General features: G+C 54.2%; 26 protein-coding genes and 1 other annotated feature. Of the genes, 10 read left to right on the top strand and 16 right to left on the bottom strand.

The window, feature by feature from the left end:
• Position 1 precedes the first annotated feature (1 nt).
• The 5 genes from BJP35_RS14070 to BJP35_RS14050 are packed head-to-tail and all read left to right on the top strand — an operon-like array spanning position 2 to position 4,788.
• Complete coding sequence (locus BJP35_RS14070) at positions 2 to 709, top strand: CoA transferase subunit A (RefSeq protein WP_032677981.1); 708 nt, start codon at positions 2 to 4, stop codon at positions 707 to 709.
• A 2-nt stretch (positions 710 to 711) separates the two neighbouring features.
• Positions 712 to 1,368: a CoA transferase subunit B gene (locus BJP35_RS14065; protein ID WP_014169704.1), complete on the top strand. Its 657-nt coding sequence runs from the start codon at positions 712 to 714 to the stop codon at positions 1,366 to 1,368.
• A 9-nt stretch (positions 1,369 to 1,377) separates the two neighbouring features.
• Positions 1,378 to 2,559, top strand: coding sequence for an acetyl-CoA C-acetyltransferase (locus tag BJP35_RS14060; protein WP_047744505.1), 1,182 nt, complete (start codon positions 1,378 to 1,380; stop codon positions 2,557 to 2,559).
• Between the two features lie 53 nt (positions 2,560 to 2,612).
• A complete protein-coding gene (locus tag BJP35_RS14055) occupies positions 2,613 to 4,007 on the top strand; it encodes a GntP family permease (protein WP_202815532.1) in 1,395 nt (464 codons plus the stop codon).
• A 10-nt stretch (positions 4,008 to 4,017) separates the two neighbouring features.
• On the top strand, positions 4,018 to 4,788 hold the full coding sequence (locus tag BJP35_RS14050) for a 3-hydroxybutyrate dehydrogenase (protein WP_047744503.1): 771 nt from the start codon (positions 4,018 to 4,020) through the stop codon (positions 4,786 to 4,788).
• Between the two features lie 59 nt (positions 4,789 to 4,847).
• On the opposite strand, the gene selO is transcribed toward BJP35_RS14050, so the two are convergent.
• From selO to thrS, 14 genes are all read right to left on the bottom strand, one after another.
• Positions 4,848 to 6,290: a protein adenylyltransferase SelO gene (gene selO, locus BJP35_RS14045; protein WP_047744502.1), complete on the bottom strand. Its 1,443-nt coding sequence runs from the start codon at positions 6,288 to 6,290 to the stop codon at positions 4,848 to 4,850.
• 64 nt (positions 6,291 to 6,354) lie between these two features.
• Positions 6,355 to 7,065: an EAL domain-containing protein gene (locus BJP35_RS14040; RefSeq protein WP_020884402.1), complete on the bottom strand. Its 711-nt coding sequence runs from the start codon at positions 7,063 to 7,065 to the stop codon at positions 6,355 to 6,357.
• A gap of 294 nt (positions 7,066 to 7,359) precedes the next feature.
• Positions 7,360 to 7,824, bottom strand: coding sequence for an NlpC/P60 family protein (locus BJP35_RS14035; protein WP_008500650.1), 465 nt, complete (start codon positions 7,822 to 7,824; stop codon positions 7,360 to 7,362).
• A 74-nt stretch (positions 7,825 to 7,898) separates the two neighbouring features.
• On the bottom strand, positions 7,899 to 8,654 hold the full coding sequence (gene btuD, locus BJP35_RS14030; RefSeq protein WP_086463337.1) for a vitamin B12 ABC transporter ATP-binding protein BtuD: 756 nt from the start codon (positions 8,652 to 8,654) through the stop codon (positions 7,899 to 7,901).
• Positions 8,654 to 9,205 (bottom strand): glutathione peroxidase, encoded by a 552-nt coding sequence (locus BJP35_RS14025; protein ID WP_014169696.1) that lies wholly within the window; start codon positions 9,203 to 9,205, stop codon positions 8,654 to 8,656. Before BJP35_RS14025 ends, btuD begins: the two co-directional genes overlap by 1 nt.
• A gap of 33 nt (positions 9,206 to 9,238) precedes the next feature.
• Complete coding sequence (gene btuC / locus BJP35_RS14020; protein ID WP_047744498.1) at positions 9,239 to 10,219, bottom strand: vitamin B12 ABC transporter permease BtuC; 981 nt, start codon at positions 10,217 to 10,219, stop codon at positions 9,239 to 9,241.
• 103 nt (positions 10,220 to 10,322) lie between these two features.
• A complete protein-coding gene (ihfA, locus tag BJP35_RS14015) occupies positions 10,323 to 10,622 on the bottom strand; it encodes an integration host factor subunit alpha (RefSeq protein ID WP_003857805.1) in 300 nt (99 codons plus the stop codon).
• 4 nt (positions 10,623 to 10,626) lie between these two features.
• Complete coding sequence (gene pheT, locus BJP35_RS14010; protein WP_047744496.1) at positions 10,627 to 13,014, bottom strand: phenylalanine--tRNA ligase subunit beta; 2,388 nt, start codon at positions 13,012 to 13,014, stop codon at positions 10,627 to 10,629.
• A gap of 15 nt (positions 13,015 to 13,029) precedes the next feature.
• On the bottom strand, positions 13,030 to 14,013 hold the full coding sequence (pheS, locus tag BJP35_RS14005) for a phenylalanine--tRNA ligase subunit alpha (RefSeq protein ID WP_020884406.1): 984 nt from the start codon (positions 14,011 to 14,013) through the stop codon (positions 13,030 to 13,032).
• A 62-nt stretch (positions 14,014 to 14,075) separates the two neighbouring features.
• Positions 14,076 to 14,200: a sequence feature (Phe leader region), on the bottom strand.
• Positions 14,151 to 14,195: a pheST operon leader peptide PheM gene (pheM, locus tag BJP35_RS24290; RefSeq protein ID WP_001386830.1), complete on the bottom strand. Its 45-nt coding sequence runs from the start codon at positions 14,193 to 14,195 to the stop codon at positions 14,151 to 14,153. Its footprint overlaps the feature before it by 45 nt.
• Positions 14,201 to 14,318: 118 nt before the next feature.
• A complete protein-coding gene (rplT, locus tag BJP35_RS14000) occupies positions 14,319 to 14,675 on the bottom strand; it encodes a 50S ribosomal protein L20 (protein ID WP_000124850.1) in 357 nt (118 codons plus the stop codon).
• 50 nt (positions 14,676 to 14,725) lie between these two features.
• Positions 14,726 to 14,923, bottom strand: a complete 198-nt coding sequence (gene rpmI, locus BJP35_RS13995; RefSeq protein ID WP_003030583.1) for a 50S ribosomal protein L35 — start codon at positions 14,921 to 14,923, stop codon at positions 14,726 to 14,728.
• A 97-nt stretch (positions 14,924 to 15,020) separates the two neighbouring features.
• Positions 15,021 to 15,563, bottom strand: coding sequence for a translation initiation factor IF-3 (gene infC, locus BJP35_RS13990; protein ID WP_023616141.1), 543 nt, complete (start codon positions 15,561 to 15,563; stop codon positions 15,021 to 15,023).
• Between the two features lie 3 nt (positions 15,564 to 15,566).
• Complete coding sequence (gene thrS / locus BJP35_RS13985) at positions 15,567 to 17,495, bottom strand: threonine--tRNA ligase (protein ID WP_014169692.1); 1,929 nt, start codon at positions 17,493 to 17,495, stop codon at positions 15,567 to 15,569.
• A 143-nt stretch (positions 17,496 to 17,638) separates the two neighbouring features.
• Between thrS and yncL the strand changes: the two genes are divergently transcribed.
• Entirely contained in the window at positions 17,639 to 17,911 is a 273-nt protein-coding gene (gene yncL / locus BJP35_RS24785; RefSeq protein WP_081146660.1) for a stress response membrane protein YncL, read from the top strand.
• 99 nt (positions 17,912 to 18,010) lie between these two features.
• A complete protein-coding gene (gene yniD / locus BJP35_RS13975; RefSeq protein WP_008500658.1) occupies positions 18,011 to 18,118 on the top strand; it encodes a small membrane protein YniD in 108 nt (35 codons plus the stop codon).
• A gap of 213 nt (positions 18,119 to 18,331) precedes the next feature.
• Here the strand turns inward: yniD and BJP35_RS13970 are convergent, their stop codons facing one another.
• Together BJP35_RS13970 and BJP35_RS13965 are read right to left on the bottom strand one after the other, a co-directional pair.
• The gene (locus BJP35_RS13970) at positions 18,332 to 18,565 is read right to left on the bottom strand and encodes a hypothetical protein (RefSeq protein WP_020884407.1); all 234 of its coding nucleotides are present in this window, start codon (positions 18,563 to 18,565) and stop codon (positions 18,332 to 18,334) included.
• A gap of 272 nt (positions 18,566 to 18,837) precedes the next feature.
• The gene (locus BJP35_RS13965) at positions 18,838 to 19,596 is read right to left on the bottom strand and encodes a YdiY family protein (RefSeq protein WP_025204400.1); all 759 of its coding nucleotides are present in this window, start codon (positions 19,594 to 19,596) and stop codon (positions 18,838 to 18,840) included.
• Positions 19,597 to 19,891: 295 nt separating this feature from the next.
• Here BJP35_RS13965 and pfkB point away from each other — a divergent pair, with 295 nt between their 5' ends.
• The 3 genes from pfkB (at position 19,892) to BJP35_RS13950 (ending at position 22,186) form a co-directional block, all read left to right on the top strand.
• Complete coding sequence (gene pfkB, locus BJP35_RS13960) at positions 19,892 to 20,824, top strand: 6-phosphofructokinase II (protein WP_047744493.1); 933 nt, start codon at positions 19,892 to 19,894, stop codon at positions 20,822 to 20,824.
• Between the two features lie 105 nt (positions 20,825 to 20,929).
• On the top strand, positions 20,930 to 21,220 hold the full coding sequence (ghoS, locus tag BJP35_RS13955; RefSeq protein WP_032681208.1) for a type V toxin-antitoxin system endoribonuclease antitoxin GhoS: 291 nt from the start codon (positions 20,930 to 20,932) through the stop codon (positions 21,218 to 21,220).
• A 105-nt stretch (positions 21,221 to 21,325) separates the two neighbouring features.
• On the top strand, positions 21,326 to 22,186 hold the full coding sequence (locus tag BJP35_RS13950) for a fructosamine kinase family protein (RefSeq protein WP_014169687.1): 861 nt from the start codon (positions 21,326 to 21,328) through the stop codon (positions 22,184 to 22,186).
• The last annotated feature ends 33 nt before the right edge of the window (positions 22,187 to 22,219 follow it).

Below are 22,219 nucleotides of genomic sequence, written 5' to 3'. Positions count from 1 at the left end.
TATGGCGGGACTGGATAAGCGCGTCGGCAGCTATGCGCAGGCGCTGGACGGGCTGACGGACGGAATGACATTGCTGGCAGGCGGCTTCGGCCTGTGCGGCATTCCTGAGAACCTGATTGCCGAAGTCAGACGCCGTCAGGTGCAGGGGCTGACGGTGGTTTCAAACAACTGCGGCGTCGATGGTTTTGGTCTCGGGATACTCCTTGAAACGCGCCAGGTACGAAAAGTGGTGGCGTCGTACGTGGGCGAAAACGCGCTGTTCGAGCAACAGGTGTTGAGCGGCGAGCTGGAAGTGGAACTCACCCCACAGGGAACCCTGGCAGAAAAGGTTCGCGCTGGCGGAGCGGGTATTCCGGCGTTTTACACGGCCACCGGCTATGGCACCCCCGTGGCTGCTGGCAAGGAAGTTCGCCAGTTTGCCGGCAAGCATTATGTCCTCGAAGAGGCCATTACCGGCGATTTTGCGCTGATCAAGGGCTGGAAAGCGGACTGGTACGGCAACGTTATCTATCGCCATACCGCGCAAAACTTTAACCCGCTGATGGCCACCGCGGGCCGGATAACGGTGGTGGAAGTGGAAGAGATCGTCGCCCCGGGCGAACTGCCCCCGTCGGCCATTCATACCCCGGGGATCTACGTCGACAGGCTGATTGTCGGCCAGTTCGAGAAACGCATTGAACAGCGCACGCTGCGCGCAGAGGGAGTCTGAAGATGTTAACCCGTGAACAGATGGCCATGCGCGTCGCCCGAGAACTGCGCGACGGTTACTACGTCAACCTGGGGATAGGGATCCCGACCCTTGTGGCGAACTATATTCCGGCAGGAATGGACGTGATGCTCCAGTCTGAAAACGGCCTGCTGGGGATGGGAGCCTTTCCGGATGAGCAGAGCCTTGACGCCGACATGATTAACGCCGGTAAGCAGACCGTCACCGCGAGGATCGGTGCAGCCATTTTCGACTCGGCCCAGTCGTTCGCCATGATCCGGGGCGGTCATGTTGACCTGACCGTACTCGGGGCGTTCGAAGTGGATGTCGAAGGCAACATCGCCTCGTGGATGATCCCGGGCAAGATGGTGAAAGGGATGGGAGGCGCGATGGATCTGGTCGCCGGGGCGCAGAACATCATTGTGGTGATGACCCATGCCGCAAAAAACGGCGAGTCAAAACTGCTGCCACGCTGCACGCTGCCGTTGACCGGCGCTGGCTGCATCCGTCGGGTGTTAACCGACCTTGCGTTGCTGGAGATTGAAGACGGCGCGTTCATTCTGAGGGAATACGCCCCCGGCGTCAGTATTGACGACATCGTCAGTAAAACAGCCGGGAAAATCATCGTGGCGGACGACGTGCGCGAGATGCGCTTCAACTGAGGAGTGAACATGAATGAGGTCATGATTGTCGGGGCCACGCGAACCCCTGTAGGCAGTTTTCGCGGATCGCTCTCCTCCCTTTCCGCGGTTGAACTGGGTGCCGTAGCGGTTCGTCGCCTGCTTGAGAACAGCCGGCTGTGCGCAGATCAGGTAGACGAACTGATTTTCGGTCAGGTGCTGACGGCAGGGTGTGGACAAAACCCCGCCCGTCAGACCGCTCTCACGGCCGGATTGCCCGTCAGTACGCCCGCAACAACCGTCAATCTGGTATGCGGTGCCGGCTTAAAAGCGGTGCAGCTCGCCGCGCAGACTATCCGCTGCGGCGATGCCGACGTGGTTATCGCTGGCGGCCAGGAGAGCATGAGCAATGCCCCTTACCTGCTGGACGGTGCGCGGTCAGGGTTGCGTTTTGGTCATACAGGATTGCAGGACAGCATGATAACGGACGGCCTGTGGGACGCATTTAACGATTATCACATGGGCATCACCGCGGAAAACGTTGCCCGCCAGTATGGCATCTCCCGCGAGCAGCAGGACGCTTTTGCCGCCCGGTCGCAGCAAAAAGCGGCGTCGGCCATTGCGCGCGGTCTGTTTGACGCGGAGATGGCTCCGGTCACGGTGAGCGAGGGTAAAAAGCCGCCGCGCCTGGTCAGCAGTGATGAACAACCCCGGCCGGGAACCACCGCTGAGCAACTCGCTCAGCTGCGCCCTGCCTTTCGTCGTGAAGATGGAATGGTGACGGCGGGTAATGCCTCAACCCTGAACGATGGTGCCGCTGCGGTGCTGTTGATGAGCGGTGAAAAAGCGCGGGAAAGCGGATTACCGATCCTGGGACGGGTCGTGAGTTATGCCGTGACCGGCGTTGATCCATCGGTGATGGGCATCGGGCCGGTCAGCGCCTGCCAGACGGCTCTGGCCCGGGCAGGCTGGGCGTTGGATGAGGTGGACGTCATTGAAGCGAATGAAGCCTTTGCCGCGCAGGCGCTGGCCGTTGGCAAACTGCTCGGCTGGGATGAACGTAAGGTGAACGTTAACGGTGGTGCGATTGCGATTGGCCACCCCATCGGCGCCTCTGGCTGTCGGATCCTCGTCACGCTGCTGCATGAGATGCAACGCCGCGACGCGAAAAAAGGGCTCGTCACCCTGTGTGTGGGAGGTGGGCAAGGCATTGCATTAACCCTTGCGCGCTAACCGCGCCCGGACATCTCGTTGGTACCCGAATATAACAATGATAGTGAGGAGTCATAATGAGTGTGTTGATTGCCCTGGCGGCGCTGGCATTGCTGATGCTTGCGGCCTATCGCGGATACAGCGTTATTCTGTTTGCCCCCATCGCGGCGCTGGGTGCCGTGCTGCTGACCGATCCGGGGGCCGTCGGCCCGACGTTTACCGGTCTGTTTATGGAAAAGATGGTCGGCTTCGTCAAGCTCTACTTCCCGGTGTTCCTGCTGGGTGCCGTGTTTGGCAAGCTGATTGAGCTTTCCGGTTTCTCACGCGCTATCGTCGCTGCAGCGATCCAGATCCTCGGGCGCCGCCATGCGATTCCGGTCATTGTGCTGGTGTGTGCATTGTTAACGTACGGCGGCGTTTCGCTCTTCGTGGTGGCGTTTGCCGTCTATCCTTTTGCCGCCGAACTGTTCCGCCAGAGCGGCATCCCCAAACGTCTTATCCCGGCGACCGTCGCTCTGGGTGCGTTCTCGTTTACCATGGACGCCCTGCCCGGTACGCCGCAGATCCAGAACATTATCCCCACCAGCTTCTTTGGCACTAACGCCTGGGCTGCCCCGTGGCTTGGTCTTATTGGCTCGCTGTTTATCCTCTGTTTTGGCCTGCTCTGGCTGGAGCGTCAGCGGCGAAAGGCGCTCAACAACAATGAGGGCTACGGTTCCGATCTGAAAAATGAACCTGAAACGCCGGACAACATTAATCTGCCCCATCCGCTGATCGCCATTTCCCCTCTGCTGCTGGTAGGGATCCTCAACCTGCTGTTTACCCGCTGGATCCCTGGCTGGTACGGGACGCGCCATGAGCTTATCCTGCCCGGGCTGGCGAAGCCGATTGTCACCGAGGTCAGCAAAATCACCGCCATCTGGGCCGTGGAAGCGGCGCTGATCGCGGGTATTGTCATGGTACTGCTTTTTGGATTTCGCAATATCCGGGGACGGCTGGCAGAAGGCAGCCGGACGGCGGTCAGCGGCGCCATTCTGGCGGCAATGAATACCGCATCTGAATACGGTTTCGGGGCGGTGATCGCTGCGCTGCCCGGTTTTCTGGTCTTATCCAAAGCGCTCGCCGCTATCCCGAACCCGTTGCTCAACGAAGCCATCAGCGTGACCGTGCTTGCCGGGATCACCGGTTCGGCGTCGGGCGGGATGAGCATCGCCCTTGCGGCCATGGCCGATACGTTTGTCGCGGCCGCCCACGCAGCCAATATCCCTCTGGAGGTTCTCCACCGCGTGGCCTCGATGGCCAGCGGCGGCATGGATACGCTTCCCCATAACGGGGCCGTGATTACGTTGCTTGCCATTACGGGTCTGAGCCATCGTCAGGCGTATGGCGGCATTTTCGCTATCACCCTCATCAAAAGTCTGGCGGTGCTTTTTGTCATTGCCGTGTTCTATCTCACCGGCATTGTGTAAGGAGAATAAAATGAATCTGAACGGTAAAACCGCACTGGTGACCGGCTCGACCAGCGGTATTGGACTTGGGATCGCTGGCGTGCTGGCGAAGGCCGGCGCGCAGTTGATTCTTAACGGTTTCGGCGACAGTGAATCGGCAAGAGACGAAATCGCGAAACGGGGTAAAACGCCGGGCTATCACGATGCGGACCTGCGTGACGTCCAGCAGATTGAAGCCATGATGCACTACGCCGAAACCCGGTATGGCGGAGTCGATATTCTGATCAATAACGCCGGTATACAGCACGTCGCACCTGTTGATGCGTTCCCGGTGGAGAAATGGAACGACATTATCGCCATCAACCTCTCTTCCGTCTTTCACACCAGCCGGCTGGCGCTGCCTGCGATGCAGGCGAAAAACTGGGGACGCATCATTAATATCGCCTCCGTGCATGGGCTGGTCGCGTCGAAAGAGAAATCCGCCTATGTTGCCGCCAAGCATGGCGTGGTGGGCTTTACCAAATCCCTGGCGCTGGAGACCGCCCGCACCGGTATTACCGCCAATGCCATCTGCCCGGGCTGGGTGCTGACCCCGCTGGTGCAGCAGCAAATCGACAGACGTATTGCCGATGGCGTCGCACCGGATGTCGCTCGTGAGCAACTGCTGGCAGAGAAACAGCCCGCCGGTGAGTTTGTTACGCCGGAACAGCTAGGCGAGCTGTCGTTGTTTTTGTGCAGTGACAGCGCCGTACAGGTCCGCGGCGCCGCCTGGAATATGGATGGCGGATGGGTCGCACAGTGACCGCGGTATCGGCATAAAAAAACCTGGCACCGCAAGGTGTCAGGTTTTGTCCGCCCGGGCTAGCTTGAACAGCTCACTTCCAGGCGTTTTCCCCAGTCCGGTGGACGGCTGACATAGTCGTCATCACGGTCAGCAAACGGCGTACGCAGAGCCACATGCAGGCGATGTAGTTCGTCATACTCCCCCTGCTCTGCCTGTTCAATGGCCCGCTGCGCCAGCCAGTTGCGCAACACCATCGCCGGGTTCGCCGCGTTCATTTGCGCCTGCCGGGTTGCGTCGTCGACCTGCTCTTGCTGCAACCGCGCACGGTAAAGCGCAAACCAGTCGTCAAAGCCCTGCCTGTCAATGAACTCGTCGCGCAGCGGTGAGGCACTACTGTGTTGCTCAGTCTGGCTCAGCATCCGGAAGGTGCGGGTGTAATCGCTGCCTTCACGTTCCATGAGTGCAAACAGAGCGTTCAGGATGTCGTTATCGCCCCTCTCCTGCGTCACCAGCCCCAGCTTGTTGCGCATCAACGCGCCGTATTCGCGCAGTAAAATGTCCTGGTAGCTGTCGAGCGCATCATTCAGGGCATCAACGTCGATAAACGGCGACAGAGTTTGCGCAAGGCGCTGCAGGTTCCACAGGCCAACAGCCGGCTGATTGTCGAAACTGTAACGTCCCTGATAGTCAGAATGGTTGCAGATGTACCCCGGCTGATAGTCATCAAGGAAGCCAAACGGACCGTAATCAAAGGTCAACCCGAGAAGCGACATGTTGTCCGTGTTCATCACCCCATGGGCAAACCCGACCGTCTGCCAGCGGGCAATCATGGTTGCGGTAAGGGCTACCACATCGCGGAACCAGAGAATGTACTTATCGGCCTCGTCCTGGAAATGAGACCAGTGATGACGAATGGCATAATCCGCAAGCTGGCGGACTTTTTCCGGCTCACGACGATAATAAAAGTGTTCAAAGTGGCCAAAACGCAGATGGCTTTGCGCAACGCGCATGAGCATCGCCCCTTTTTCCATCGTTTCACGCGCCACCGGGGTGTCACTGGTTACAATCGACAGTGCGCGGGTGGTGGGGATCCCCAGCGCATGCATCGCTTCTGAGGCCAGACATTCGCGAATAGTCGAACGCAATACCGCGCGCCCGTCGCCCATTCGCGAGTAAGGGGTCAGACCGGCCCCCTTCAGGTGCCAGTCCACCGTCTCCCCGTTGGGCAGCCGTTGTTCGCCCAGCAGGATCCCCCGGCCATCGCCCAGTTGTCCTGCCCAGACGCCAAACTGATGTCCGCTATAGACCTGAGCCAGAGGCTGCATACCGGCAAGCAGCGTTTCGCCTCCCCAGACGCCAGCGCCGTCGGAGGGCTGAAACATCTCAGGTGGAACAGCCAGCTCATCTGCCAGCCGATCGTTATGCCAGATAAGACGGGAATTTTGTAACGGTGTGGGTTTGAGTGCGGTATAAAAACCCGGCAACTCGTCATGCCAGTGAGCAGTAAAAGACAGGGTCATAGGTCCTCCTGCTTTTAGTGTAGAGGGTTTACCCGGACTTAAACACGGGCGAAAGAGAGGGTTATCACTGAACGAGCGTGGTGACGTGCTCTGCAGAGACGGCCGGCCAGAGCGCCCCCTGCATTGCGCCAAAGTTAAAGGACAAGACGCGCTGCAATAAACCGTGGTCATCAATGCCGCCGACGAGCACGGACTGACAGTGAGGCGTTATTTGCCAGAGGATTGCGCGCATAAAAGGCTCAAAAGAGAGTTCAGAAGCACGCTGCTGGATAAATCCCTTGTCGAGAATGACCCGTTTAAACAATCCATCATAAACGGCTTTCAACGACGCTGCGCCTGCGCCAAAGTTTGCCAGCACCAGCGGAAAATGGATTGCCATTCTCGCCAGTTGCAGATCGTCCTTCCCGTTATTTAAACCTGGATAATTCTCATTAACAGTAAACTCAAGAAACGGATAACGCTCAAGTATTGAAACAGCGTTCCCATTACTTAATAAAAATTCAACAATTACAGGTGTAATATTGATCCATGCAATTAACTGATGCTGAATAAAAAACAGTTTACAGGTATCAAGCAATTGCAGTTTCTCGTTAAACAACGCTAACTCTTCTTCAGCAGAAAGCCGCGGGATAACGAGTTCGGTGGGGATCCGAACGTGGGTACCGACGCCAGTAAAGTTAACCAGAACCTCTAAACCTTTAAGCTCGCCGGCGCTATTACGGGCAGGCAGAAGCATCAGTTCAGACTGGTAAGCATTATCTAGCGTAATAATCATTGCACTCGCCCCGCATTAAAGATGAGAGAGGACATCCTGGAGCAATTGCCGACACAATTCCACTGTCTTGATTTTAATAAGATTAATTTCATTAGTTCCGTATTATTTTTCAGATTTATCCCTGAATCTAAAATAATCTTATCCTGGTTGCTCAGTAATAGCCAGTTTTAGATAAAACAGACACCTGAGGAGATAAGTCATTTTTCGTAAATTTAACTTTAAACCTCTTATTTGAGAAAAAATGGCATGATTTATTAGTTATCATGCCATCATAAGAGACTGCTCTTTGACAGACTAAATACGTCGTGCCTGCCAGAAGTTTTTACGCCAGTAAACATTATCGAGCGACGAGCGCATCACCCCACGACTGGTCGAGGCGTGAATAAACTGATTATCGGTATCATAAATACCGACGTGAAGCCCACTTTCACCCGAGCCGGTTTTGAAAAAAACCAGGTCGCCGGGCAGCAAATCATCTTTATCGATTTCCGTGCCAATTTCCGCCTGTTTGCGTGTTTCGCGCGGAAGCTGTAAATCAAACTTATCGCGAAACGTCATCAGAACAAAGCCAGAACAATCTACGCCCCCACGGCTCATGCCGCCATAACGATAGGGCGTGCCGCGCCAGTTGCTCAGCTGATCGTTAAGGCTGGCAATGACGGTAATAGAATCTGAAAGCCGCGGGTTAGGCGGCGGCGCACGATGGCTACTGCATCCCGCAAGAAATAACGCGGCCATCAGGAGAAACCAGAATCGCATTTTCAGACGAATCCTCTGCTTTTTTTGTTCTTTTCGTAATTTAGCGTGCAACGGCGTTAACAGGCAAGAAACGGTTACGCCTGCGCGGTAGAAATCAGCATCTTATGCCCTTCTATATCCAGCCTGCGGAAAGACATATTGTACGCGCGGGCAAGATTTGGCGGCGTCAATACCGCATCGCGCGTGCCGCTGGCAATCATCTTTCCTCGCGCCAACAGCCACACCCGGTGGGCGTGACGCAGCGTATGGTTCAGGTCATGACTGCTCATGACCACACCGATCCCTTTTCTGCTCAGGGAGCTTAACAGGGTGTCCAGCGCGGCCTGCTGCGCCACATCCAGACCGCTCATCGGTTCATCCAGAAGCAGCAGTCTGCCATGTGGATTGCCGGCCGGGTGAATCTGCAAAATGACGGCCGCCAGACGTACGCGCTGCCACTCGCCCCCCGAAAGCTGGCTGGCATGCCGGGACAGTTTATCTTCTAGCCCTAATCCCGCCGCCACCTCAGTGAGCAGCGACGTATGCTGTTTATCGTGCAGATGCAGCATCAGGTAGTGCCAGACGGGCATCGCAAAGGGCGGGACCTGCTGCTGCACCAGATAGCTGCGCCTGTGCGCCAGTGAGACTGGCGACCAGTCAGCAAGGTTATGCTCCAGCAGGGTTATCTCCCCCGCGCCGGCGGTCAGCCTCGCCATGCGCGCCAGTAAGGTGCTCTTTCCTGCGCCGTTCGGCCCGACAAGATGCAGGATTTCGCCTGCATTGATGGCACCGGTTATCGGCTCCAGACGCCCCGTATCGGCGACGTCCGTGAGCTGCATCAGCAACGTCATTATTTCGCCAGCGCCAGCTTGATAGACTCCATCACAATCGGATCTTCAGGCGTCATGTCCGGTGAAAAACGCTGCACCACCTGTCCGTCACGACCAATAAGGAATTTTTCAAAATTCCACAGGATATCGTCCGGATAGAGCGGCGCGCGTCCTTTACTGGCCATGCGCTCATAAAAACCGCTGCCTTCCGGCGCAACGGCGGTCGGCGCGGCCGCCACCAGCTTCGCATACAGGGGATGGCGATGTTCACCGTTAACGTCGATTTTGCTGAACATCGGGAACGTCACACCGTAGGTGGTGCTGCAAAACGTTTTGATTTCGTCTTCGCTGCCCGGCTCCTGGCCCAGGAACTGGTTGCACGGGAAGCCCAGTACGGTGAAACCGTCTTTCTCCCAGGCTTTTTGAATGTTTTCCAGCTGCTCGTACTGCGGCGTCAGGCCACATTTGGAGGCCACATTCACGATGAGCAGCACGTTGCCTTTATAGCTTTCCAGCGTGGTTTTCTCACCCTCAATGGTGGTCACTTCGGTATTCAAAATATCAGACTGCATAGCATTCCCTCAGGTTATCTTACGGGTAGTGATTTAACGTCCGGATTTTAATAGTAGCCAGATAAATACCGGCGCGCCCAGCGTGGCGGTCACCACGCCTATTGGCAGCTCAGCGGCTGTCAGGGCGAGCCGGGCGATGATATCCGCCACCAGCAGCGTTACCGCCCCGGCAACCGCCGAGGCCGGCAGTAAGGTTCGATGGTCGGTTATCCCGCACAGACGCAGCATGTGCGGGATAACCAGCCCAATAAAGCCAATCGCCCCGGCCAGTGCCACGCTCACACCAACCAGCCAGCCAATGGCAATGACCAGCACGTTACGCCAGAAGCCTATTGGCATGCCAAGCTGGCGGGCCGAGGTTTCCCCCAGCGCGAGAATATTCAGCGGCTGTGCCTGCAGGTCCGCCCATAGCAAGACCGGTATCAGCAGGGCCATCAGCCAGCCCTGGCGCCAGTCTACGCCCCCGAAGCCGCCCATCATCCAGTACATCAACTGACGCAAGTCAAAGGACGTGGAGAAGTACACCGCCCAGGTCATCAGCGCGCTACAGATGATCCCCAGAGCCACCCCGGCAAGCAGCAGCCGACTGGTTGATAAGTGCCGTCTGGCAAAGCGCAAAAGAATTACCGTTATCAGCAACGCGCCGATAATGGCGCTGAGGCTAATTCCCCATGAGGAGAGTTCCCCCCCGCCCAACATCACCGCCGCCACCAGCCCTACGCCCGCGCCATTCGACACGCCGAGCAGCCCGGGCTCCGCCAGCGGGTTATCAAATAATGCCTGCATAATGGTGCCGCACAGTGCCAGCGCGGCGCCCACCAGGATCACCGCCAGCGTGCGCGGCAGACGGATTTGCCAGACGAAAAGCTGCCCCTCAGGCTCAAACCAGTGTTCAGGCCCTATCCACTGTTCCCCGGCGCACAGGCTAACGCCTGCGGTAACAATGAGCAGCAGCACGAGCAAAAGCAGGTGTCGTTGATTTAAACGGTGCTGGCGATGGGCATAATCAAGCATGGATATGGTTTTAGTAGCGTGTGATGTAATTGATTTTACGGCGGGTTTGCCAGAGAGCGCAAAGAAAAAAGGCCGCGTGAGCGGCCTTTTTAGTTAGTTCTTATTACTCTGCTTTGGGCGTTGCGTTTTCGACACGGCTTTTTAACTTCTGGCCGGGTCTGAAGGTCACCACGCGGCGGGCTGTAATCGGAATATCTTCCCCCGTCTTCGGGTTACGGCCCGGACGTTGGTTTTTGTCACGCAAATCAAAATTGCCAAAACCGGAGAGTTTTACCTGCTCACCATTTTCCAGAGCACGACGGATCTCTTCGAAAAACAGCTCTACCAGCTCTTTGGCATCTCGTTTGCTAAGCCCAAGCTTATCAAACAGATATTCTGACATTTCAGCTTTTGTAAGCGCCATAGGTTCAATCCCTCAATGATGCCTGGAATCGCTCTTTTAATGCCTCTACACATTTGGCGACGGTAGCGGCAATCTCCTCTTCTTCGAGTGTACGGCTGGTATCCTGAAGGATAAGGCTAATAGCGAGGCTCTTGAAACCTTCTGCTACGCCCTTGCCGCGGTACACGTCAAATAAGTTTACGCCAACTACCTGATTTACGCCAACTTTCTTACATTCGGCCAAAATATCTGCTGCGGGCACATTTTCCGCGACCACAACCGCGATATCACGGCGGTTTGCCGGGAAGCGTGAGACGTCGCGGGCCTGAGGAATGACGCGGTCTGCAACCGGGCTCCATTCCAGCTCGAACACGATGGTACGGCCGTTCAGGTCCAGCTTGCGCTCCAGCTCAGGATGAACAACGCCAATGAAACCAATGCGTTTGCCGTCTAAATAGATAGCCGCGCTCTGGCCTGGATGCAGCGCAGGGATCGCTTCTGCACGGAATTCAATTTCAGATAATTTACCGGTCAGATCGAGAATTGCTTCCAGATCTCCCTTCATATCGTAGAAATCAACCGTGCCTTTTGCCAGGTCCCAGTGCTCTTCGTAACGGTTACCGCTGATGGCACCAGCCAGCATGAGATCCTGACGGATGCCTAAATTTGCCTGATTATCCGGTACAAAGCGTAAACCACTTTCGAAAATTCGCACGCGGTTTTGCTGACGATTCTGGTTGTAAACGATAGTCCCCAGCAGACCGGTCCACAGGGACAGACGCATCGCGGACATTTCGCTGGAGATTGGGCTTGGCAGGATCAGCGCTTCCTGGCCCGGATGGATCATCTGCTGCAGTTTTGGATCAACAAAGCTGTAGGTGATCACTTCCTGATAGCCTTTGTCGTTCAGCATGGTTTTCACACGCTTAAGAGACAAATCTGCTTCACGGTGGCTTCCCATCACCAGACCCGCCTGAACAGGCTCATCCGGAATGTTGTTGTAGCCGTATACGCGAGCCACTTCTTCCACCAGATCTTCTTCGATCTCCATGTCGAAACGCCAGGATGGCGCAACGGCTTTCCACTCGTCCTGCCCTTCGGTCACATCACAACCCAGGCGGCGAAGGATATCGCTGACCTGTGCGTCAGCAACATGGTGACCAATCAGACGATCCAGTTTGCTACGACGCAGGGTAATGGTCGCACGCTTCGGCAACGTCGCTTCGTGGGTGACGTCGATAACCGGGCCCGCTTCACCGCCGCAGATGTCGATCAGCAGACGCGTCGCACGCTCCATCGCTTTATGCTGCAGTGACGGATCGACGCCACGCTCATAACGGTGAGAGGCATCGGTATGCAGGCCGTGACGACGTGCGCGACCGGTGATAGAGAGCGGGCTGAAAAACGCACATTCCAGCAGAACGTTTTGCGTTTCATCGTTTACACCGGAGTGTTCGCCACCGAAGATACCGCCCATCGCCAGCGCTTTAACGTGGTCCGCGATCACCAGCGTATCAGCATTCAGTTTTGCTTCGGTGCCGTCAAGCAGAACCAGGGTTTCGCCCTCTTTCGCCATACGCACCACAATACCGCCGTCGATACGATCTTTATCGAACGCGTGCATCGGCTGACCCAGCTCCAGCAGAACATAGTTGGTCACGTCAACGACGGCGTCGATAGAACGAATACCACAGCGACGCAGCTTCTCTTTCATCCACAGCGGGGTTGGCGCTTTTACGTTGATGCCTTTCACCACGCGACCAAGGTAGCGTGGGCACGCATCAGCGGCTTCAACCTGAATCGGCAGTGTGTCACTGATGGTAGCGTCAACCGGTACGATTTCCGGTACGTTCAGTTCAGTCTGGTTCAGCACGGCCACATCGCGGGCCACGCCGATAATGCCTAAGCAGTCCGCACGGTTTGGCGTCACGCTGATTTCAATGGTGTTGTCATCAAGTTTCAGGTATTCGCGAATGTCGGTACCAATAGGCGCATCAAGCGGCAGCTCAATGATGCCATTGTGATCGTCGGAAATACCCAGCTCAGAGAACGAACACAGCATGCCTTCAGACGGCTCACCGCGCAGTTTCGCTGCTTTAATTTTAAAATCGCCCGGCAGTACAGCCCCCACGGTCGCCACGGCCACTTTCAGGCCCTGACGGCAGTTTGGCGCGCCGCAGACGATATCCAGCAGGCGATCGCCGCCTACGTTAACTTTTGTCACACGCAGCTTGTCAGCGTTAGGGTGCTGACCGCACTCAACCACTTCGCCCACAACGACGCCATTGAAAGCGCCAGAAACCGGCTCAACACCGTCAACTTCCAGACCCGCCATGGTGATCTGGTTGGAAAGCGCTTCGCTATCAAGCGTGGTGTTCACCCATTCGCGTAACCACAGTTCACTGAATTTCATTGTTCTGTCCTGCCCTTATTTAAACTGTTTGAGGAAACGCAGATCGTTTTCGAAGAATGCACGCAAATCGGTCACGCCATAGCGCAGCATTGTCAGACGCTCCATGCCCATACCGAACGCAAAGCCGGAGTAGACTTCTGGATCGATACCCACGTTGCGCAGAACGTTTGGATGCACCATGCCGCAGCCCAGCACTTCCAGCCATTTGCCGTTTTTACCCATCACGTCAACTTCCGCAGACGGTTCAGTGAACGGGAAGTAGGACGGACGGAAACGAACCTGCAGGTCTTCCTCAAAGAAGTTGTTCAGGAAATCGTGCAGCGTACCTTTCAGGTTGGTAAAGCTGATGTTCTTATCAACAATCAGGCCTTCCATCTGATGGAACATCGGGGTATGGGTCTGATCGTAGTCGTTACGGTACACGCGGCCCGGTGCGATGATGCGGATCGGGGGTTCCTGTTCCTTCATGGTACGGATCTGAACGCCCGAGGTCTGAGTACGCAGCAGACGGGTGGCGTCGAACCAGAAAGTGTCGTGGTCAGCACGTGCCGGATGATGGCCTGGAATGTTGAGGGCGTCGAAGTTGTGGTAATCATCTTCGATTTCCGGGCCAGTCGCCACGGTAAAGCCGAGCTCACCGAAGAAACTTTCAATGCGATCAATGGTGCGGGTAACCGGATGCAGGCCACCGTTTTCAATACGGCGACCCGGCAGGGAGACATCGATAGTTTCTGCCGCCAGACGCGCATTCAGCACCGCGCTTTCCAGCTCAGCTTTGCGCGCGTTCAGTGCCTGTTGCACCTGCTCTTTGGCTTCGTTAATGACCGCACCCGCTGCCGGGCGTTCCTCTGGCGGCAGTTCACGCAGGGTTGTCATTTGAAGGGTCAAATGCCCTTTCTTACCGAGATATTCGACGCGGACATTGTCTAACGCGGCAACATCTGAGGCCTGATTAATGGCGGCTGTTGCACTGGCAACCAGCTCTGCGAGATGTGACATGATTTTCCTCATTATGTCGGTGCAGACACCGATTTGGTGGAGTTATTCTCTCGAATTTAGACACAAAAAAAGCCTCCATCAGGAGGCTTATCTGGCGCTGTTTTTCGTTTCATCTTTCACGCGCTAGCCTCCTGAATTCAGGTGCTAAAGTAAAAGAAGAAGCGGAAAATAGCAGCATTCATGCTTGCGTTACCTTGTGTGGTAAAAAACCGTTAAGACCTTATTGAAAAGGTTGCACGGGTAAAAGTCAATGTTCTGATGGTGTTAAATGAAAAGAGGGAGCGAAGCCCCCTCTTTCAACTGGCTTATGCCAGTGCTGCTTTCGCTTTTTCGACCAGAGCGGTGAACGCTACTTTGTCGAATACTGCGATGTCAGCCAGGATCTTACGGTCGATTTCAACAGAGGCTTTTTTCAGGCCGTTGATGAATTTGCTGTAAGAAATACCGTTCTGACGTGCTGCTGCGTTGATACGCGCAATCCACAGTTGACGGAACTGACGCTTACGTTGACGACGGTCACGGTAAGCGTACTGACCTGCTTTGATAACAGCCTGGAAGGCAACGCGGTATACGCGTGAACGCGCACCGTAGTAGCCTTTAGCTTGTTTCAAAATTTTCTTGTGACGTGCACGTGCAATTACACCACGTTTTACGCGAGCCATATGTGCTCTCCTGTATCTATATTCTTAGTAAAAAATTAAACGTTAACGGCTTATGCGTACGGCAGGCACGCGATAACCAGACCCAGATCGCCTTTAGAAACAAGGCCTTTTGGACGCAGGTGACGTTTACGCTTAGTAGATTTTTTGGTCAGAATATGACGCAGGTTTGCGTGCTTACGCTTAAATCCACCACCACCGGTTTTTTTGAAGCGCTTAGCAGCACCGCGTACGGTCTTAATTTTTGGCATCTTAATTACTTCCACTTCGCATTGTTAAATAAACGAAACATAGGCGAACAAAACCTATGAGACCCGAAGGCTCCACAGGTTTTGCTGCTTGAAGGCCTTACTGTTTCTTCTTAGGAGCGAGCACCATGATCATCTGGCGGCCTTCGATCTTCGTAGGGAAGGATTCGACTACTGCCAGTTCACTCAGATCGTCACGGACGCGGTTAAGCACTTCCATACCAATCTGTTGGTGGGCCATCTCACGACCGCGGAAACGCAGTGTGATCTTGGCCTTATCGCCATCTTCCAGAAAGCGAATCAGGCTGCGGAGTTTTACCTGATAATCGCCATCGTCGGTACCAGGACGGAATTTAATTTCCTTAACCTGGATAACTTTTTGCTTTTTCTTCTGTTCCTTAGAAGACTTACTCTTTTCATAAAGGAACTTGCCGTAGTCCATGATACGACAAACTGGCGGTTCGGCGTTAGGGCTGATTTCAACTAAATCTACTCCAGCTTCTTCAGCCTTTTCGATCGCTTCTCTCAGACTCACAATCCCCAGCTGCTCGCCTTCCAGACCTGTTAAGCGAACTTCCTGGGCGCGAATCTCGCCATTGATACGATTCGGACGTGCCGTTTGAACTCGTTTTCCGCCTTTAATACCTTATTCCTCCAGTTGTTGAAGACTGCGGCTGCGAATCTCTTGTTGCAGCTTCTCAATCACTTCACTTACGTCCAGGCTCCCCAGGTCTTTACCACGGCGGGTGCGAACGGCAACTTTGCCTGCTTCCACCTCTTTATCACCACAGACCAACATATACGGGACACGACGTAAAGTGTGCTCGCGGATTTTAAAGCCAATCTTCTCATTTCTCAAGTCTGCTTTTACGCGAATGCCCGCATTTTGTAGTTTCTGCGTCAATTCTTTAACGTATTCAGCCTGAGAATCGGTAATGTTCATCACCACGACCTGCACTGGCGCAAGCCAGGTTGGGAAGAAGCCGGCAAACTCTTCAGTCAGGATGCCGATGAAGCGCTCCAGAGAACCGAGGATTGCACGGTGAATCATAACCGGTACCTGACGTTCGTTGTCTTCGCCAACATAAGAGGCGCTTAAACGCTGCGGCAGGGAGAAGTCCAGCTGTACAGTACCGCACTGCCATGCGCGATCGAGGCAGTCATACAGGGTAAATTCAATTTTCGGACCGTAGAATGCGCCCTCGCCCAGCTGGTATTCGAACGGAATGCCGTTCTCTTCCAGCGCCACGGCGAGATCCGCTTCTGCGCGATCCCAGGTCTCATCGCTACCGATACGTTTTTCCGGACGCGTTGAGAGTTTGACAACGATCTTCTCGAAGCCAAAGGTGCTGTACATATCGTAGACCATACGAATACAGGCGTTAACTTCATCACGAACCTGATCTTCAGTACAGAAGATATGCGCATCATCCTGAGTAAAGCCACGAACACGCATCAGACCGTGCAATGCACCTGATGGCTCGTTACGGTGGCAGCTACCGAACTCTGCCATACGCAGCGGCAGATCGCGGTAGGATTTCAGACCCTGGTTGAAGATCTGAACGTGGCCAGGGCAGTTCATTGGCTTGATGCAGTATTCACGGTTCTCAGAAGAGGTGGTGAACATCGCATCTTTGTAGTTGTCCCAGTGGCCGGTTTTTTCCCACAGCACACGGTCCATCATGAACGGGCCTTTCACTTCCTGATACTGGTACTCTTTCAGCTTGGAGCGTACGAACGTTTCCAGCTCACGGAAGATAGTCCAGCCGTCATTGTGCCAGAACACCATACCCGGCGCTTCTTCCTGCATGTGGTACAGGTCAAGCTGCTTACCGATTTTACGGTGGTCACGTTTAGCCGCCTCTTCCAGGCGCTGCAGGTAGGCGTTAAGGGCTTTTTTATCGGCCCACGCGGTACCATAGATACGCTGCAACATCTTGTTGTTGCTATCGCCACGCCAGTAGGCGCCCGCGATTTTCATCAGCTTAAAGTGATGACAGAAGCGCATGTTCGGCACGTGCGGTCCACGGCACATGTCGACGTATTCTTCGTGATGGTACAATCCAGGCTTGTCATCATGAGAGATGTTTTCATCAAGAATAGAGACTTTATAGCTCTCGCCACGCTTCACGAAGGTTTCACGCGCTTCGTGCCAGCTGACTTTCTTCTTAATGACGTCATAGTTAGTTTCGGCGAGCTCGTGCATACGTTTTTCGAGCGCGTCGATATCTTCCTGAGTCAGGGTATGGTCAAGATCAACGTCATAGTAGAAACCGTTGTCGATAACCGGACCGATCGCCATTTTGGTGTTCGGCCAAAGCTGTTTGATCGCATGACCTAACAGGTGCGCGCAGGAGTGACGAATGATCTCCAGACCTTCTTCGTCTTTCGCTGTGATGATAGACAGCTGCGCATCGCTTTCAATCAGGTCAGATGCATCAACCAGCTCACCATTAACACGGCCAGCGATGGTTGCTTTCGCGAGTCCAGGACCAATGTCCAGGGCAACATCCATTGGGCTTACAGCGTGGTCGTAATGGCGTTGGCTGCCATCAGGAAGAGTAATTACAGGCATTTTATATCCTTATTTGCAGTGATGCCCCACACATAAGAGCATATACAAAGAAAATAATCGTGATTTGACAATAGATTACGACACCATCTGACCAACAATCGTCAAATTGGCTCGCGATCATTCACCCACCGAAAATCAGATAAATGCGGATTTACGGCAAGCCCTGCAATGGTAACACTAACAAAAGAGAGATTGCACCCTTTGCGGGCAGATTGCTGCGCTGGCACTTTCGCATGAATTTACAGGGCGCATATCTCCGGTGCTCGCATTCCAGAGATGCTAGGCTACTCTTGAACAAGTCTTTAAACCCAAAGGTGCATACCATGAACGTATCAAGTAGAACGGTTGTGATATTGAACATCCTTTCAGCCACCGGTTTATTGTTGATTCTTGCAGAACGATTCCACTGGTTCTAACCGAACCGGAAGCAGGCATAACCTGATTCACCACTGGAGAAGGGGCATTTCCCCGCCCTGTTTGGTAGACTGTTCGCATCAACTTACAAGGATCAGGTTATGCCAACAAAACGATTTGCCGTAAAACACTGGAAAATGGTACTGGTGCTGATTGCCATCTGCGGCGCTATGCTGCTTCTGCGTTGGGCGGCAATGATTTGGGGCTGAACGTGAATATAAATAACTGCGCAGGGAATAACGTCGTTATCCGTAATACCCTTTTGCGGATATTCATCTTGCGGGTATTCATCGCCAGGACGAAATACGGACGATAGGTTTACGTCAAATAGGTTTGCAGCGAAAAAACCGGTACCACAAAATCCGGTTTTTTTGGCGCGTTGAATTAGCGTTTAAACGTCAATAACAACACGGCAAAACCCATCAGGACCATTCACCTGCAACCAGTTTATGGACGTCAAAAGCATCATTCATAGACTGACCGGTGGACTGAGAGGCTGGCGCGATGTTAGACCCGGCTTCAACGTCAGCGGCTTTCGCAATGCCGATTTGGCTGTGAGTGTCACTGGCTGTCGGGGTGGTTTCATCAGCAGCAAATACGCCAAAAGACAGTGCGGAAAGCACCATCGCTGCTGCGGCAGTTTTGATTTTTTTCATAATGTATTTTCTCTTTCTACATTTAATACTAATAATGCTAAATACCTTAAGGCCGAATTCAGCCCGTGCTAAGAGTGTAGATCCAGATCACACTTTTGCCTAGCCTGTTACGTTATCAATTCGTGTCAAATAAGCCGCAAATTAATGAAAATGCATTATGAAGAAATGATGGAGATATCAGCAGACCAGATATTTCAAAACAGTGTTTAATATAAAACAGCACAGTTTCAAAAAATAAAAAACGGGCCGATAGCGTAATCGGCCCGAGAATATTACATTTTATAACCCAGTGAAACCGTGGTTCTGCGGTCGGTATGATCCGGAGCAGAATCAGGAGGAGAAGAGTTCCAGGTGACGTTGTAGGCCACTTTCAGGCCAAAGTGTTCGTTGATAGCCACGTTCAGCGCTGTTTCTGAGTTCAGCGTCGTATCGTCGGCACCAAACACAGACACCCCCTGGGTAAATTTGGTGTTGTCAGTCATCTGCCAGGCATAGGTGCCGGAAGCGTAACCGAGCGGTTGAGTTTTGGTTTCGCCGTCGGTGTACTCGTCGTAGCGCACACCTGGACCGAATTCAAAACGTAAACTGTGTACCGGACCGTTCAGGAACTGACGACCGTAACCGGCAGTGAACACATCACGCTGGCGATAGCCGTTGTAACGGTCAGTTAACCAGCTGGCCTGACCAAACAGGTAGTCAAAGTCGGTCATGTTGTAACGGCTACGTCCGCCAACCGCATATTTCTCGGAAGAGCGTTCGTCATTCGCGGAGGTGTTACTGGCATTTCCCCACAGAGACCAGGCGGTGGTATTACCGTACCAGGTCAGCGTACTGTCCGCCGTGAGAGAGGAGCTTTTCGTGTTACCGGATTGTGCAAGATAGCCAGCGTTCAGGTTACCTTCAAACGGTTTTTGCGCGGTGGCTGGATCGTCCATGACAGTAAAAACGGAATCATCTGCGGTCGCGTTCATTGCAGCAAACACGCCACCCGCCAGCATCAGTGCAGCGGGTACTGTCTTCAAAAGCTTCATTTTATTAAGGAGTCCGTACAACAAAAAAAGAGACCACACGGTCCCGGAAACTTTCTTGAGGATCAATGACAAGGCGTCCAGAGAAAGGTAACAAATTATAAAAAGCCGCAAATAACATAGCAATGATTTCTTATTTCATTTTTTGAATAAGAACGATCTCAAAAAGCGTTTTATTTTATATAAGCCGCCGCAGACTTTATGTCAGTATTCATATTTAAAATCATACTGTTATTTACATTGCCTTCCTGACAAATGGTGCCAGACTAAAAGGAACCCACGCTAAAAGGAGGTAATGATGGTTTCTATCTACACCCTGACGCTCTCCCCTTCCCTCGACTCCGCCACCCTGACGCCCCAGATTTACCCGGAAGGTAAATTGCGCTGCAGCGCCCCGGTGTTTGAGCCCGGCGGCGGCGGTATCAATGTGGCGCGAGCCATAACGCACCTCGGTGGAAAGGCGACAGCAATTTTCCCTGTAGGCGGCGCGACCGGTGAGCACCTGGTCTCTCTGCTGGCCGATGAACAGGTGGCCTCGCAGACCGTCGAGTCCAAAGACTGGACGCGGCAAAACCTGCATGTGCACGTGGAGTCCAGTGGCGAGCAATACCGTTTCGTCATGCCGGGTGCAAAACTCAGTGAAGATGAGTTTCGTCAGCTTGAAGAGAAGGTGCTGGCCATTGAGAGCGGTGCTCTGCTGGTGATAAGCGGCAGCCTGCCGCCCGGTGTCAGCACGGAAAAACTGACGGCGCTGATTCGGGCCGCGCAGCAACGCAGTATCCGCTGCATTGTCGACAGTAGCGGCGAGGCGCTGCAGGCAGCCCTGACGCCGGGCAATCTTGAGCTGGTTAAACCCAACCAGAAAGAGTTAAGCGCGCTGGTGAACCGCGAGCTGAACCAGCCGGACGATGTCCTCACCGCCGCGCAGGAGCTGGTTCACAGCGGCAAAGCGCGACGGGTCGTGGTCTCCCTTGGCCCGCAGGGTGCCCTGGCCGTGGACGAAACGGGGTCCGTTCAGGTTGTTCCGCCGCCGATGAAAAGCCAGAGTACCGTGGGCGCAGGTGATAGCATGGTTGGAGCGATGACCCTGAAACTGGCTCAGGGTGCTTCGCTACTGGAGATGACACGCTACGGCGTCGCAGCGGGTAGCGCTGCCACCATCAACCAGGGCACACGTCTCTGTTCGCTTAGCGACACGCAAAAAATCGTCGATTACCTGTCCCGAAATTAATCCCCCTTTTCCCCTTCTCTGTGAAGGGGAAATACGCGGCATAGTCGCCAAACGCAGCCTATCGACTATGCTAAGAAAACTTCCAAGATAACAATGAGGTGAATTATGAGCAGTGGTGACATCACCCGCTACGTCGTTACCATCAACATTCATCAAGCGTCGCTGACTGAGCTTAATGAGCTCAACAACGCCTTTACCCGGGCCAATTTCCTGCTCACACTCACGGATGACGAGGGCAATATCCATGATTTAGGCACCCTGACGTTTGGCCTGATCAGCGCCCTGAGTAAAGAAGAGGTTCACGCTCTGGCGGCCAGTCTGGTCGAAAGCGTGACCGACAAAACGGCAGAAATTGATCTTGATACCTGGGAAAACTGGCAGAAAAAAGAACAATAAGTGCCCTGCATGAATTTAAACCGCTCAGGTGTGCGTTAGTTCGTATTTTTTTACCGCAATTATGCGCTAACTTTATGATCTGGCAGACAACATGGGAGAGACAACATGTGGCAGGCTATCAGTCATCTTTTAAGTGAGCAACTGGGTGAAGGTGAAATTGAACTGCGGAACGAACTGCCAGGCGGAGAAATCCACGCCGCATGGCACTTACGCTACGCCGGGCGCGATCTCTTTGTTAAATGCGATGAGCGAGAGCTGCTTCCGATTTTCACCGCCGAAGCCGACCAGCTGGAATTGTTGTCGCGCAGTAAAACGGTGACGGTCCCACAGGTCTGGGCCGTGGGCAGCGACCGCGACTACAGTTTTCTGGTCATGGAATTTCTTCCTGCCCGCCCGTTAGACGCCCATAACGCCTTCATTCTCGGCCAACAGTTAGCGCGACTGCATCAATGGAGCGACCAGCCGCAGTTTGGTCTCGATTTTGACAACGACCTCTCCACCACCCCACAACCCAATGCCTGGCAACGACGCTGGTCGACATTCTTTGCTGAGCAACGCATTGGCTGGCAGCTGGAACTGGCTGCGGAGAAAGGTCTGGAGTTTGGCAATATCGATGCCATCGTCGAACATATTCAGCAGCGTCTGGCATCCCACCAGCCTCAGCCGTCTCTGCTGCACGGCGATTTGTGGTCAGATAACTGCGCGCTGGGTCCTGACGGCCCCTATATCTTCGACCCGGCCTGTTACTGGGGCGACAGGGAGTGTGACCTGGCGATGCTGCCACTGCACCCTGAGCAACCGCCGCAAATTTACGACGGGTACCAGTCCGTGCTGCCTCTGCCGCAGGGTTTTCTTGAGCGCCAGCCGGTGTATCAGCTCTACACACTGATGAACCGCGCTATTCTGTTTGGCGGAGAGCATCTGGTCAATGCCCAGAGGGCACTTGAACGTGTGCTTGCCGCATAATGGCGGGACGGGTGGCTATGTCGCCACCCTTAT

Origin of the sequence: Enterobacter sp. J49 (assembly GCF_002148625.1) — a bacterium.
Taxonomy (GTDB): Bacteria; Pseudomonadota; Gammaproteobacteria; order Enterobacterales; family Enterobacteriaceae; genus Enterobacter; species Enterobacter ludwigii.
Note: the sequence above shows the minus strand (reverse complement) of the source record. Positions and strands in the feature narration are given on the sequence as shown.